We start from the raw sequence: 12,668 nt of genomic DNA, 5'->3' as shown, positions 1-12,668 counted from the left end.
GACAGCCAATGGCGGCCGCACCCCGGACATTCTGCGTGACCGTGGTGTTACGGCCGCGGTCGCAGGATCCGCTCGGCGACGCTGGCCAGCAGGAGGGCACCCGCCTTGGTAGGATCGTTGGGCGAGTAACCGAGCAGGCTCTCGATGCGCTCCAACCGCTGGTAGAGCGACTGCCGCCGGACGTGCAGCGCGGCGGCGGTCGCGGTGACGGAGCCGCCGTGGCGCCGGTAGGTCTCCAGCGTGTGCACCAACTCGGTGCCGTGCGTGCGATCCCACGCGACCAGCGCGCCGACGACCTCGCCCGCGACGCGTTCCCGCTGCACGTCGGGCAGCGCGTGCACGGCCAGCTCGGGCAGGCACTCGCGGGCGTCGCCCACCGCCTCCCTGGCCGCGTCCCTGGCCATCACGTCGAGGACCGAGTGGGCTTCCCGCAGCGAGGCCCGCAGTTCGCCGGCCGCGCCGGACGGGGCGACCGGCAGCCCCAGCGCCACCCTGGCGCCGCGGGCCCCGCTGCGGCGCAACCCCTCGGTGAGCGCATTGCGTACCACGCCGAGTCGATCGGGCGTGACGCGGTCGACCGGCAGCAGTCCGTAGACGAGGCGGCCCACCCGGGCGCGCAACCCGGGATGTCCGAGCAGGTGCGCCGCGGCGTCGACCAGCGCGTACCCGGCCGCGGTGTCGACGACGTCGATGGCGGCGCCGACGAGCGACGCCGTGGGCGGCGGGTCGAACCCCACCATCGAGAAGCGTTGGCGCAGGGTCTCCGAGGTCTGCTCCGCGGGCGGGTCGAGGAGGTCACCGAGGATCCTGGCGACCTGCATCTCGCGGCGCTGCTCGGACCCCCGGCCGCGCAGCATGGCGATGGCGAGCGCGGCGGCGGTGCGGTCCAGCGCGATGTCGAGGTCCGCCCGCGGCAGCGACGAACCGCGGCCCACGGCCAGGGTGGCCCACGCCTCGCCCTGCAGCATGACGTCGATGCGTGCCACCGCGCCGTCGATCACGCGCCACGCCTCGGAGTCGCTGTCGACGCCGTGTGCGGCGACCAGGGCACCCGTCGTCGAGACCAGGGTCACCGGTCCACCGACGATCTGGCCGGCCGTGGCGAGCAGCCCGCCCACGCCGGCGCCGCCGAGCAGCGCTTCGGTCAGGGCTCGGGTCACCACGTCGGACACCCGGGTCTGGTGGCTCGAGTGGTCGACGATCGAGGTGTTGGCCACCTCGGTGATGCGCACGAACGGCACCACCGACCGCAGCGCGATCAGTGGGAAGTCGTGGGCGCGGGCCTCGTCCACCAGCTCGGTGGGCATGGCGTCGAAGGTGCGGCCCAGCTCCACCGCCAGTCCGCTGACACTGCGCGTGGCCAGTTCCCGCAGGTACTGCCTGCGGGCGCCGGTGTCCAGACCGCCGAGGCCGAGGCCGGTGGTGAGCAGCAGTTCGCCGCCGGACAGCAGCGGCCAGATCTCGTAGATCTCGCTCGAGTGCACCCACCGCACGGCGCGGTCCAGCGAGCGTTCCCCGGCCAGGACCACGGGATCGGCCTGGCGCAGCACCTCGTGGCCGAGCAACTCGCGAACCGTCACCGCCACGTCGGCCCCTCTCGCCCTCCGGGCCGGGGGACGTTTCGTCCGCTCTGGCCGCGTCCAGTGCCGACACTATGTCCGTTCTGCCGGGGATGCGCGTCGAGCAGGCTGGGGTGATGACCGAGATTGATCCGGCGGCCCTGGAAACCATGCTCGAAGTCGCCAGAGAGGAAGCGCGCGCCGGCCTCGCCGAGGGCGGGATACCCGTCGGGGCGGCGCTGTTCCACGCCGACGGCACGTTGCTCGGCCGGGGCCGCAACCGCAGGGTCCAAGACGACGATCCGAGCGTGCACGGCGAGACGTCGGCGTTCCGTGCCGCGGGCCGCAGACCGACCTATGCTGACACGATCCTGGTGACGACGCTGTCGCCGTGTTGGTACTGCAGTGGCTTGACGCGGCAGTTCGGCATCGGTCACCTCGTCGTGGGGGAGGCCACGTCGTTCGTCGGGCAGCACGACTGGTTGGCCACCGAGGCGGGTGTCGCGGTGACCGTGCTCGACGATCCCGAATGCCGTTCGCTGATGGCCCAATTCATCGACACCCATCCCGAGGTGTGGTTCGAGGACATCGGGATGGACGCCGGGATGGACGCCGGGTTGCAGAAGGACGGGGGACGCACGCGATGACGTCGAACCCCTCGCGCGCCGAGGACGTGCCGATCATCGACCTCGCGCCGTGGTTCGGTGGGGACCCCGCGGCGCGTGCCGAGGTAGGTGCCCAGGTCGACGTGGCCCTGCGCGAGATCGGCTTCCTGCTCATCGTCAACCACGGCATCACCGTCGAGCTGCGGCAGCGGGTGCGCGAGGCCGCGCGGGCGTTCTTCCTCCTGCCCGACGACGTCAAGCAGCGCTACCGTGCCGAGATCGGCGAGCACACCTGGCTGCCCCGGGGGTGGACCCCCGCCGGCGTGGAGTCCAACGCCAATTCCGATGACGGAGTTTGGGCTCCGCCGGACCTCAAGGAGTCCTACACTGTCGCATGCGACGAACCCACCGGCCGCGACGCCGTCGATCGGGAGTGGTTCAACGCCAACGTGTGGCCCGCGGAGGTCCCCGAATTCCATTCCACCGCAACCGAATACCTGACACAGGTGCGGTCGCTGGCGGACGAGCTGATGCGGGTGTCCGCCGTGGCCCTGGGGTTGCCCGCCGACCACTTCGTCGCCGACGCCGACCACCCCACGTGGTCGTTCTACGCGCACTGGTATCCGGCGCTGGCGCACACCGGCCCGCCGTCGGAGGGGCAGCTGCGGATCGGGTCGCACACCGACTTCGGGACGTTCACCATCCTCGACCGGCAGCAGGGCGTCGGCGGCCTGCAGGTCCTCGGCAAGCACGGCCGCTGGATCGACGCACCGTGGGTCGACGGGGCGCTGACGATCAACATCGGCGACATGATGGCGCGATGGACGGGCGATCGCTGGCTGTCGAACCGGCACCGCGTGCTCGCCCCTGCGGCCTCGGCGCCCGACGAGGAGCTGATCTCGCTGGTGTACTTCCACGAGGCCAACCCCACCGCGGTGCTGCGCAGCGTGCCCCCGCCCGTCGGCGTCACCGAGCACGATCCCGTCACCGCGGGTGACTACCTGCGCGGAAAGCTCGCCGCCATCGCACTCTGATCGAAGGGATGCCCACCGTGTCCGCAGGCCACATCAGGTTGACGTCGCACCAGGGCGGCGCGGGCGCGCCCGTCATCCGCTGGGGGGCACCCACCGCCGCCGAGCGGGGCCCGGTCATCGGCACCACCGGCTCCCGGGCGCACCGCAACGTCATCGGCACGCACTCCGGGTCCTACGGCGTCTACCGCGCCCTGGCGGTGGCCGCGGGCGCGCTGGCACGCGATCACCGCGCCGACCTCACCAACACCGCGCCCACCGACGTCGTGGGTCCGCACCCGCAGTGGGCCGACCCGGCCGCGATCGTCAGCCTGGATCCGTGGGGTGCCACCGTCGCCGACGCCTTCGCCGCGGAGCTGGCGGCGGGCACCGACATCCGTCCCACCATTGCGGTGACCAAGGCCCACGTGATCCTGCCCGAGGTGCGTGACGCCATCGCCGCGGGCCGGCTGGTGCCCGACGGTCGCGTGCTGCTGCCGACGGGAGCGGCGGTGGTCACCAAGGCCGCGATCGAACCGGTGTGGCACCTGCCCGGGGTGGCGGCCCGGTTCGGCTGCACCGAAGCCGATCTGCGGCGCGCGCTGTTCGAGGAGACCGGCGGGATGTACCCCGAACTGGTGACGCGCGGTGACCTCGAGGTGTTCCTGCCGCCGATCGGCGGGCAGACCGTCTACGTGTTCGGCAATCCGCGGGACCTGGCCGACCCGAGCGTCGAACTGACCGCCCGCGTCCACGACGAGTGCAACGGATCGGACGTCTTCGGCTCCGACATCTGCACGTGCAGGCCCTATCTCACGCATGCCATCGAGGAGTGCATCGCCGGCGCGCAGCGTGGCGGGGTGGGCCTGGTGGCCTACTCCCGCAAGGAGGGCCGTGCGCTGGGTGAGGTCACCAAGTTCCTGGTGTACAACGCCCGCAAGCGGCAGGTGGGCGGCGACACCGCCGACCAGTACTTCGCCCGTACCGAATGCGTGGCGGGCGTGCAGGACATGCGCTTTCAGGAGTTGATGCCCGACGTGCTGCACTGGCTGGGCATCACCCGCATCCACCGGCTGGTGTCGATGAGCAACATGAAGTACGACGCCATCACCGGTGCGGGCATCTCCGTCGGCGAGCGCGTCGACATCCCCGCCGACCTCATCCCCGACGATGCGCGCGTCGAGATCGACGCCAAGGTCGCCGCCGGATACTTCACGGCCGGTGAGGTTCCCGACGCGCAGCGACTGCGCAACACCGTGGGCCGGGACCTTTCGTGATCGTGGCGACGACGGACGCCGTGGCCGAGCTGCGCTCCACCGCAGCCATCCGGGAGCGCGCCGCGGGTCTGCTGGCCCGCGCCCGCGCAGGGGATTCGGCCTGGTTCACCGTCGCCGACGACCGATTGCCCACCGCCGCAGCCTTGGTCGCGGACGTCACCGCGGAACGCTTCCCCGCCGGCGCCATTCCCATGCACTCGCGGTGGCGGCACTTCGAGGCCGGCGGCGTCGACCGCACCGCGCGGCTGCGCGCACTGCTGGCCGGCGCCGACGCCGCCGAGCAGGCGCGCGCCATGATCGACCTGGCGGTGGTGAGCGTGCTGCTCGACGCGGGCGCCGGGTCGCGGTGGCGCTACGTCGAGGACGGCCGCGAGTACGCGCGGTCGGAGGGGCTGGGCGTAACCAGTTGGCAGGCCTTCGTCGCCGGGCTGTTCTCCTCGGAGCCCGACGCACCGCTGCGCGTCGACGCGGCGGGCTTGCGGGGGCTGCGGCCCGAGGCCCTGGCAACGGCGTTCCAGGTGGGGGCGGGCAACCCGCTCACGGGCTTCGAGGGGCGCGTCGCGCTGCTGCACCGGCTCGGCGACGCGCTGGCGGCCAGGGCGGACCTGTTCGGGCCCGCGGCCCGACCCGGGGGACTGTTCGACGCGCTGATGGCCCAAGCCGCGGGTGCCGGCGTCACCGCCCACGCCGTCCTGTCCGCAGTGCTGGCGGGGACGTCGTCGATCTGGTTGGCGGGCAACGTCGTCGACGACACCCCCGTGGGGGACTGCTGGCGCCACGGCGCCGTCGGGGGCCGCGGCGCCGCCGCCGGGTGGATGCCGTTCCACAAGCTGTCGCAGTGGCTGACGTACTCGCTCGTCGAACCGTTCACGTGGGCCGGCGTGCCGGTCACGGGTCTCGAGGACCTCACCGGGCTGCCCGAATACCGCAACGGCGGGCTGCTGCTGGACTGCGGCGTGCTGCGCTTGCGCGACCCGGGCTGGGCCGACCGCACCTGGGACGTGGCCGACGAGCTGGTGGTCGAGTGGCGCGCCATGACCGTCGCGCTGCTCGACGACCTGGCACCGCTGGTGCGGGCCGAGCTGGGGCGGCCCGAGCTGCCGCTGGCGTGCATCCTCGAGGGCGGCACGTGGACTGCGGGCCGGCGGCTGGCCCAGGACCGCCGCGGCGGGCTGCCGCCGCTGCTGGTGCGCAGTGACGGCACGGTGTTCTGATGAGTGTCCCTACGGACACGGTGTTCTGATGAGTATCCCTACGGACACGGTGTTCTGATGAGTGTCCCTACGGACACGGTGTTCTGATGAGTGTCCCTACGGACACGGTGTTCTAGCGAGTGTCCCTACGGAGAGGAACCGATGCGATGTCGGCAACGCCCGGCGTGACGGTGGTCGAGCACCCGCTGGTGCAACACAAGCTCAACACGATGCGCCGGAAGGACATGTCCACCAACACCTTCCGCCGCATGCTGCGCGAGCTGGCGGCGTTGATGGCCTACGAGGTGCTGCGGGACATCCCGATGCAGGAGATCGAGGTCGAGACCCCGCTGGAGACCATGACCGCCCAGGTGATCGACGGCAAGAAGCTGGTGTTCGTGTCGATCCTGCGCGCGGGCGGCGGCATCCTCGACGGCATGCTCGACGTCGTGCCCTCGGCGCGGGTGGGCCACGTGGGGCTCTACCGGGACCCCAAGACCCTCATCGCCGTCGAGTACTACTTCAAGATGCCGGCGCACCTGCACGAGCGCGACGTCGTCATCGTCGACCCGATGCTGGCCACGGGCCACTCGGCGATCGCGGCCGTCGACCGGGTCAAGGAGGCGGGGCCGCGCTCCATCAAGTTCGTCTGCCTGCTGACGTGCCCGGAAGGCCTGGCGGCCATGGCCGAGGCGCACCCCGACGTGCCCGTGTTCACCGCGGCCATCGACCGGCAGCTCGACGAGAACGGCTACATCGTGCCCGGCCTCGGCGACGCGGGTGACCGGATCTTCGGGACGTGATGCCCGGGATCGCTAGTCGCGGACCCAGACCGCGACGAAGTTGATGGGGATGCCGGTGCCCGAGGCGATGGCCTCGCGCGCGGCGGTCTCGGCGTCGATGCGGCGCAACACGTGCACCGTGGTGTCGAGTTCGGGGATGGTCACCGCGTAGCGGCTGCCCTCGCGAGTCACCTTGACCTCGAACAACTGGCCGGCCATCGGACGGAGAGTGGGCCGACGCACCATGCGGGTGCGGTGAGCGACGTTCGCGCGCATCTCCAGTTGCTTTCTCGATCGACGATTGGGCCGCGGGACAATGTACCCAGCTCGGCGCCCATCGACAAAATCCGTCTCCGCTGGTCACGGCGCGGCCAGACCCCGGTCACCCCCGCGTGGTCTCGTCGTCGCCTGCGACGTCAGAACGTGCTCATGGGCCGCACGCTGTTGGCCAGGTCCACCAGTGCGTAGCGGTGCGCCTGCGACGGCGCGAGCCGGGCCAGGCCGCGCAGCGACGCCTCGACGCCGAGCTGCAGGCCGTGCTCGGTGAAGGGGAAGCCCAGGATGTGGTTGGTGCTGGCGGTGTTGTCCACCAGCCAGTCCATGGCGGTCCCCAGCACCAGCGCGCGGATCTGCAGCACCCGGGGTTCGGTCTCGGGCAGCACCTCGACGCGGCGGGCGGCGTCGCGGATCTGGGTCTCGGTGATCTCGTTGCCCGAGCGTCCCGACAGCAACGTCACCGCACTGGTGAGCCGTGCCGTCGTGAAATGCCGTGAGGTGGGCGGCACCTGGTCGAGCGTCTTGACCGCGGCCTCCCGTTCGCCCGCCGAGGACTGGGCGCGCGCCAGCCCGAAACCGGCGGAGATGACGCCGTTGTCGGTGCACCACACCGTCTTGTAGAAGGCCTGCTCGTCGGTGGCCCCCGACAGCTCGGCGGTGGCGGCCAGCGCCAGCTTGGGCGCCAGCTCGCCGGGCAGGGTGTCGAGCACCTCCAGGAAGTGCTTGGTCGCCGCGTCGTAGTCGGCCGACAGCAGTTGCGCCACACCGCGGAACCACGCGATCCGCCAGCGCCACCCCACGCGTTCGGTGAGGTCGTCCAGCTTGCGGTTGGCCTTGGCGACGTCACCCAGGTCCAGCAGCGCGCGCACCTCCATCAGCGGCAGTTCCACCGACTCGGTGAGGTCGATACCCTCGGAGTCCAACGCGCCGTGGCGGGCGGCGCGCAGCGAGTCCAGCGTCTGCACCGGCTGGCTCAGCACCGTCGCCGACAGCACCGGCGCGCCCACGTCGCCCGGGTCGACCATGGGAACCGGAAGCGCCCGCACGATCTCCTGCGCGGTGAGCTTCTCCGAGTGCACCTGGCCGTCGAGGTAGACGTCGGTGTGCGCCACCAGCAGCTCCACGCCGAAGGTGGAGCGCGACGGGCTGAACACCGTCGACAGGCCCGGCCGGGGCACCCCGGTGTCACGGGCCACGACCTCGCGCAGCACGCCCATCAGCTGGCTCGACATCTCCTCGGCGCTGCCGAACCGGCGCCGCGGATCGGGGTCGATGGCCCGGCGCAGCAACCTGCCGAACGAATCATATTGCGCCAGAACCGGATCGTCGTCGGGGAGGCCGTCGACGTAGCGGCCGTTGCGGGTCTTGAGCTTGAGCGTCAGCGCCGCGAGCGTGCGGCCCACGGTGTAGATGTCGGTGGCCACCGTCGGCCCCGTCTTGACGATCTCGGGCGCCTGGTAACCCGGTGTGCCGTAGAGGAATCCGTAGGAGTTGATCCGCGACACCGCGCCCAGGTCGATGAGCTTGAGCTGCTCCTCGGTGACCATGATGTTCTCGGGCTTGAGGTCGTTGTACACCAGACCGATGGAGTGCAGGTATCCCAGCGCGGGCAGGATCTCCAGCATGTAGCCGATGCCCTGGGCCACCGGTAGCTTCTGGCCCTTGGCCTGCTTCAGCGACGTGCCGCCGACGTACTCCATCACGATGTAGCCCACGGGATCGCCGTGCTTGTCGTCGTGCTCGACGAAGTTGAAGATCTTCACGATCGACGGGTGCGTGACCTCGGCGAGGAACTGCCGCTCGGCCACGGCGATGGCCTGCGCCTCGGCGTCGCCCGAGTGCACCAGGCCCTTGAGGACCACCGGCCGGTCGTTGACGTTGGTGTCGTAGGCCAGGTAGATCCAGCCGAGGCCACCGTGCGCGATGCAGCCCTTGATCTCGTACTGGTCGGCCAACATGTCGCCGGGAGCCAGCTGCGGCAGGAACGAATAGGGGCTGCCGCAGTGGGGGCACCAGCCCTCCGACAGTGCCTCACCGTCCGACGACGACCGCCCGACGGGCTTGCCGCAGTTCCAGCAGAACCGCTTGGCCTCGGCCACCACCGGATTCGTCATCAACGCGGTCAGCGGATCGCGTTCGTGCACGCGGGGCACCTCGACCAGGCCACCGCCGAGCTTGCGGATGGGCGACCACCGTCGCGTCATCGCCGTCGTCTGATCGCGCGGCTCGGTGTCGACGGTGCCCACCATGGTGCCCACGGAGTCGTCGAAGTTGGGGCGGAACACCGCCTGCGTGGCCATCGGGCGCACGGTGGCCTGCGAGTCGAACTCCGCGGGATCCGCGGGTTGCGTGCCGGGGTAGTCGTCCTCGGCGGCGGCGTGGGTCTCGGATTCGGCGGACATCAGGCCTCATACCTCGGCACGGGCGGCGACGGTGCGGGCCCGAGCACGCTCAACCACTTGCGGTACAACGTGTTCCACGTGCCGTCCCGGCGGATGCGCTCCAGCGTCCCGTTGACGAAGCGGACCAGGCCGTCGTTGTCCTTGCTGACCCCGATGCCGTACGCGCCCTCCTGCATGCTGGGGCCCACGATGTGCAGGTACGGATCCTGGGCGACCAGACCGGCCAGGATCGCGTCGTCGGTGCTCACGGCGTCGACCTGGCGCTGCTGCAGCGCCACCAGGCAGTCGGCCCACGTGACCACCTCCACCACCATCGGCGGCGGGTCGATCTCCCGGACGCGGTCCAGCGACGTGGTGCCCTTCACGGCGCACACCCGCTTGCCCGCCAGGTCCTGCGAGCGGGTGATCGGTGAGTCCCTGGGTGCCATGATGCGCTGGTCCACCGCGAGGTACTCCGAGGAGAAGTCCACCAGCTCCTTGCGCTGGCACGTGATGGTCATGGTCTTGACCACGATGTCGACCTGGTTGTTCTGCAACGCCGAGACGCGGTCGGCCGACGACAGGATGCGGTACTCCACCTGCGACGGCGTCCCGAAGATGTCCCGGGCGACCTCGCCGGCGATGTCGACGTCGAAACCGGTGATCTGTCCCGTGATCGGATCGCGGAAACTGAACAGGTTGCTGCCGATGTCGAGCCCGACGATGAGCCTGCCGCGGTTGCGGATGTTCTGCACGGCCTCGTCGGCCTGCGCGCGGGTGGGGAACGGGCGCAGGCTGGAGGTGCAGGAGTCCTCGTCGACCTCCGCGGGCTGCGCCGGCTGGGGCGGCAACTCGGCCATGCCCGCGGGCGTCGGCGGGGCCAGCGTGACCCCGGGCGTGTCGACGACGGGCGCCGCCTCGCTGCACCCGGCCAGCAGCACCGCCGCGGCGAGCGTCGGGAGCAATCTGCGCATCGTGGTCATGTCTACCGGTATTCGCTCAACCGTGGCCACAAGCCCAGCGCCACGGCCACGGCCGCCATCACCGACAGCGCCGCCGCGCCCACCGTGGCGCCGGACAGCACCCGGCGGGCATTGACGATGTCGTTGCGCAACTGCTGGCGGCTCTCGCCGATGCCCTTGGTCAGCGCGGCATCGAGCTTGTCGAAGGCCGGCGTCGAGTCGTCCTCGCCGGTGCCGAGGGCCACCTGCGTGGCGGCCTGGTAGTTGCCGACGGCGATGTAGGCGTTGATGCGATCGTCGGCCGCGCGCCACCGGCGCAGCAGCTGCTCGGCGTCGGCCAGGTCGGACTTGTCGATGGAGTCCTTGCGGCCGAGGTAGGTCGACAGCTGCTGCTGCATGGTGTCGATGCGCTGGTAGTAGGACTGCTTGCGTACGCCCTCGTCGCCGCGGCGGATCAGCGACAGCGTCTCGTCGGCCCGCGCCTGCTGCGCGGTGATGGCCATCGTGGTGACCGTCTTGAGCGATTCCGCCGCCGTGCTCTTCGCGCTGCGGCTGTCCAGGGTGGAGATGACCAGCGCGGTGCCCACCCACACGATCATCACCAGCACGGCCAGGCCACCCGCGACGAATCCGATGTTGACGCGGCGACGCGTGTGGCGCGCCAGCCAGCGGTTGGCGAACACGCCGAAGAGGATGGTGGCGAGCACCACCAGGATCACCGGCGCCGGGATCTTCGTCGACGCGGTGGTCTCGACGTCGACGCGGTTGGACGTCTCCTCGTACAGCCGCTGCGCGTCGGGCAGGATCTGCGTCTGCATCAGCGCCGACGCCTCCGACAGGTACGACGACCCCACCGGATAGCCGGCACGGTTGTTGGTCCGCGCGGTCTCGACCAAGCCGGTGTAGACCGCCAGCTGGGCGTTGATGCGGCCGAGCAGCTGCACCATGTCCTCGTCGGTGAGGCCGCTGGAGGCGCGCGTGACGGCCACGGACGCGTCGGTGATGGCCTGTTCGTAGCGCTGCCGCACCGGCCGGGGCTCGGCGCCTGCGATGAACGCCGTGGCCGCCGCCGCGTCGGCCACCGACAGCGTGGTGTACAGCTCGCCCGCGGCGAACGACAGCGGCTCGGTGTGGTCGAGCACCGTCGTCAACGCCTGCTGACGGTCGTCGATGGTGGTCGACGTCGCGAACGCGGACGCGATGACGAGCGTGGCCAGCACGACGCCGATGGTGAGGATCCGCCCGGGCGTGGTCCAGAGGAACCACCAGCGCGGATGGGCCGGGGTCGTCGGCGACCGTGACGCCAGCGGTTCGGTCGAAGGATGCGCCAACTCCACGGTCACCTGTGCGCGGACCTCAACTTCCCGGCTGGCGTGTATCGAGCGGACCCGATTCTATAAAAGAATCCTAAGAGTTGTCGGCGCGACGCGGACGCTTATCGTGAACCCGTGCGAGGCGATGGCGATGGCTGGGTGCGCGGCGACGGCGGAGCGCACTACTGGGGCAGGTTCGGAGCGGCCGGGCTGCTGCTGCGCGCACCCTGGCCCGACGGCGGCGCGGCGGTGTTGCTGCAGCACCGCGCGCCGTGGAGTCACCAGGGGGGCACGTGGGGTTTGCCCGGCGGTGCCCGCGACAGCCACGAGACCCCCGAGCAGGCCGCCGTGCGGGAGGCGCACGAGGAGGCCGGCCTCACCGTGGAGATGCTGACGGTGCGGACGTCCATCGTCACCTCGGAGATCGTCTCGGAGGTGACCCTGGGCGACGAGCGTTGCCCGATCTGGACCTACACCACCGTCATCGCCGACGCGCCGGAGCCGCTGGCGACCCGCCCCAACCGGGAGAGCGCCGAGCTGCGGTGGGTGCGCCTCACCGACGTCGTCGACCTGCCGCTGCACCCCGGGTTCGCCGCGAGCTGGGACGTGCTGCTCGGCGCTATCGCCGACCTGCCGCCAGCGTGACCTTGAGCGCGCGGGCCGCCGCCTCCGGATCGGCGGCCTCGGTGACGGCCCGCACCACGACGACGCGCGTCGCCCCGGCCGCGAGCACCTCGGGCAACCGGTCGCCGTCGATGCCGCCGATCGCGAACCACGGCTTTTCCGTGCCCGTGCGCGCGGTGAGTTCGGAGCTGAGTTCGGTGGCCGCGCGCACCAGATCCAGGCCCGGAGCCGCCCGGCCCGGTTTGGTGGGCGTGGGCCAGCACGGGCCCACGCAGAAGTAGTCCACCGGCTCGGCGATGGCCGCCGCCAGCTGCGTCGTGTCGTGCGTCGACCGACCCAGCAGCGGGCCGGGCCCCACGACGTCACGGGCCACCAGCAGCGGCAGGTCGTCCTGGCCGAGGTGCAGCACGTCGGCGCCCGCGGCCCGCGCCACGTCGGCGCGGTCGTTGACGGCGAGCAACGCGCCGTGCCTGCGCGCCGCGTCGGCGAGCACCTCGAGCGCGGCCAGTTCCTGGCGCGCCTCGATTCCCTTGTCCCGCAGCTGGATCACGTCGACTCCGCCCCGCAGTGCGGCATCGGCGAACTCGGCCAGGTCACCGCGCTCGGCGCGCGCGTCGGTGCACAGGTACAGCGTGGCGTCCCGGAGACGCCTGCGGGGTTCTCGCACGCCTGCGAGCGTAGGCTTA

General features: G+C 71.2%; 12 protein-coding genes. 6 read left to right on the top strand and 6 right to left on the bottom strand.

Going from position 1 to position 12,668, the window contains the following annotated elements:
- Positions 1–47: 47 nt before the first annotated feature.
- Complete coding sequence (locus AC30CM_RS14845) at positions 48–1,586, bottom strand: PucR family transcriptional regulator (RefSeq protein ID WP_490117652.1); 1,539 nt, start codon at positions 1,584–1,586, stop codon at positions 48–50.
- A gap of 143 nt (positions 1,587–1,729) precedes the next feature.
- Here AC30CM_RS14845 and AC30CM_RS14840 point away from each other — a divergent pair, with 143 nt between their 5' ends.
- From AC30CM_RS14840 to upp, 5 genes are all read left to right on the top strand, one after another.
- Positions 1,730–2,206, top strand: a complete 477-nt coding sequence (locus AC30CM_RS14840; RefSeq protein WP_490117674.1) for a nucleoside deaminase — start codon at positions 1,730–1,732, stop codon at positions 2,204–2,206.
- Positions 2,203–3,198: an isopenicillin N synthase family dioxygenase gene (locus AC30CM_RS14835; protein ID WP_490117651.1), complete on the top strand. Its 996-nt coding sequence runs from the start codon at positions 2,203–2,205 to the stop codon at positions 3,196–3,198. The genes AC30CM_RS14840 and AC30CM_RS14835 overlap by 4 nt, the downstream gene beginning before the upstream one ends.
- An 8-nt stretch (positions 3,199–3,206) precedes the next feature.
- Positions 3,207–4,451 (top strand): GTP cyclohydrolase II, encoded by a 1,245-nt coding sequence (locus tag AC30CM_RS14830; RefSeq protein WP_490117650.1) that lies wholly within the window; start codon positions 3,207–3,209, stop codon positions 4,449–4,451.
- Positions 4,451–5,665 carry a URC4/urg3 family protein gene (locus tag AC30CM_RS14825; protein WP_490117673.1) on the top strand — a complete coding sequence of 405 codons (1,215 nt, stop codon included), beginning with the start codon at positions 4,451–4,453 and terminating at the stop codon, positions 5,663–5,665. Before AC30CM_RS14830 ends, AC30CM_RS14825 begins: the two co-directional genes overlap by 1 nt.
- A gap of 146 nt (positions 5,666–5,811) precedes the next feature.
- The gene (gene upp / locus AC30CM_RS14820; RefSeq protein WP_490117649.1) at positions 5,812–6,447 is read left to right on the top strand and encodes a uracil phosphoribosyltransferase; all 636 of its coding nucleotides are present in this window, start codon (positions 5,812–5,814) and stop codon (positions 6,445–6,447) included.
- A gap of 12 nt (positions 6,448–6,459) precedes the next feature.
- Here upp and AC30CM_RS14815 read toward each other — a convergent pair whose 3' ends face one another.
- The 4 genes from AC30CM_RS14815 to glnX all read right to left on the bottom strand — a co-directional run bounded on the left by AC30CM_RS14815 (position 6,460) and on the right by glnX (position 11,388).
- Positions 6,460–6,645 carry a long chain fatty acid-CoA synthetase Faa4p gene (locus AC30CM_RS14815; protein WP_490117648.1) on the bottom strand — a complete coding sequence of 62 codons (186 nt, stop codon included), beginning with the start codon at positions 6,643–6,645 and terminating at the stop codon, positions 6,460–6,462.
- 197 nt (positions 6,646–6,842) lie between these two features.
- The gene (locus tag AC30CM_RS14810) at positions 6,843–9,104 is read right to left on the bottom strand and encodes a serine/threonine-protein kinase PknG (RefSeq protein WP_490117647.1); all 2,262 of its coding nucleotides are present in this window, start codon (positions 9,102–9,104) and stop codon (positions 6,843–6,845) included.
- On the bottom strand, positions 9,104–10,066 hold the full coding sequence (locus tag AC30CM_RS14805; RefSeq protein ID WP_490117646.1) for a glutamate ABC transporter substrate-binding protein: 963 nt from the start codon (positions 10,064–10,066) through the stop codon (positions 9,104–9,106). The genes AC30CM_RS14810 and AC30CM_RS14805 overlap by 1 nt, the downstream gene beginning before the upstream one ends.
- A gap of 2 nt (positions 10,067–10,068) precedes the next feature.
- The gene (gene glnX / locus AC30CM_RS14800) at positions 10,069–11,388 is read right to left on the bottom strand and encodes a protein kinase G-activating protein GlnX (protein WP_490117645.1); all 1,320 of its coding nucleotides are present in this window, start codon (positions 11,386–11,388) and stop codon (positions 10,069–10,071) included.
- Between the two features lie 105 nt (positions 11,389–11,493).
- Here glnX and AC30CM_RS14795 point away from each other — a divergent pair, with 105 nt between their 5' ends.
- The gene (locus AC30CM_RS14795; protein WP_490117644.1) at positions 11,494–12,003 is read left to right on the top strand and encodes an NUDIX hydrolase; all 510 of its coding nucleotides are present in this window, start codon (positions 11,494–11,496) and stop codon (positions 12,001–12,003) included.
- On the opposite strand, the gene thiE is transcribed toward AC30CM_RS14795, so the two are convergent.
- Positions 11,978–12,649 (bottom strand): thiamine phosphate synthase, encoded by a 672-nt coding sequence (gene thiE, locus AC30CM_RS14790; protein ID WP_490117643.1) that lies wholly within the window; start codon positions 12,647–12,649, stop codon positions 11,978–11,980. The genes AC30CM_RS14795 and thiE overlap by 26 nt on opposite strands.
- Positions 12,650–12,668: the final 19 nt, after the last annotated feature.

This window comes from Mycobacterium sp. DHQP2018-32-09 (assembly GCF_058148405.1).
This window is presented reverse-complemented; position numbering and strand designations above follow the sequence as displayed.

Excerpts from the sequence above, each read along its gene's own strand:
- AC30CM_RS14835 (WP_490117651.1), top strand. The coding sequence starts at position 2,203 with ATGACGTCGAACCCCTCGCGCGCCGAGGACGTGCCGATCATCGACCTC.
- AC30CM_RS14840 (WP_490117674.1), top strand. The coding sequence starts at position 1,730 with ATGCTCGAAGTCGCCAGAGAGGAAGCGCGCGCCGGCCTCGCCGAGGGC.
- AC30CM_RS14815 (WP_490117648.1), bottom strand. The coding sequence starts at position 6,645 with ATGGCCGGCCAGTTGTTCGAGGTCAAGGTGACTCGCGAGGGCAGCCGC.
- upp (WP_490117649.1), top strand. The coding sequence starts at position 5,812 with ATGTCGGCAACGCCCGGCGTGACGGTGGTCGAGCACCCGCTGGTGCAA.
- AC30CM_RS14810 (WP_490117647.1), bottom strand. The coding sequence starts at position 9,104 with ATGTCCGCCGAATCCGAGACCCACGCCGCCGCCGAGGACGACTACCCC.
- AC30CM_RS14830 (WP_490117650.1), top strand. The coding sequence starts at position 3,207 with ATGCCCACCGTGTCCGCAGGCCACATCAGGTTGACGTCGCACCAGGGC.
- AC30CM_RS14805 (WP_490117646.1), bottom strand. The coding sequence starts at position 10,066 with ATGACCACGATGCGCAGATTGCTCCCGACGCTCGCCGCGGCGGTGCTG.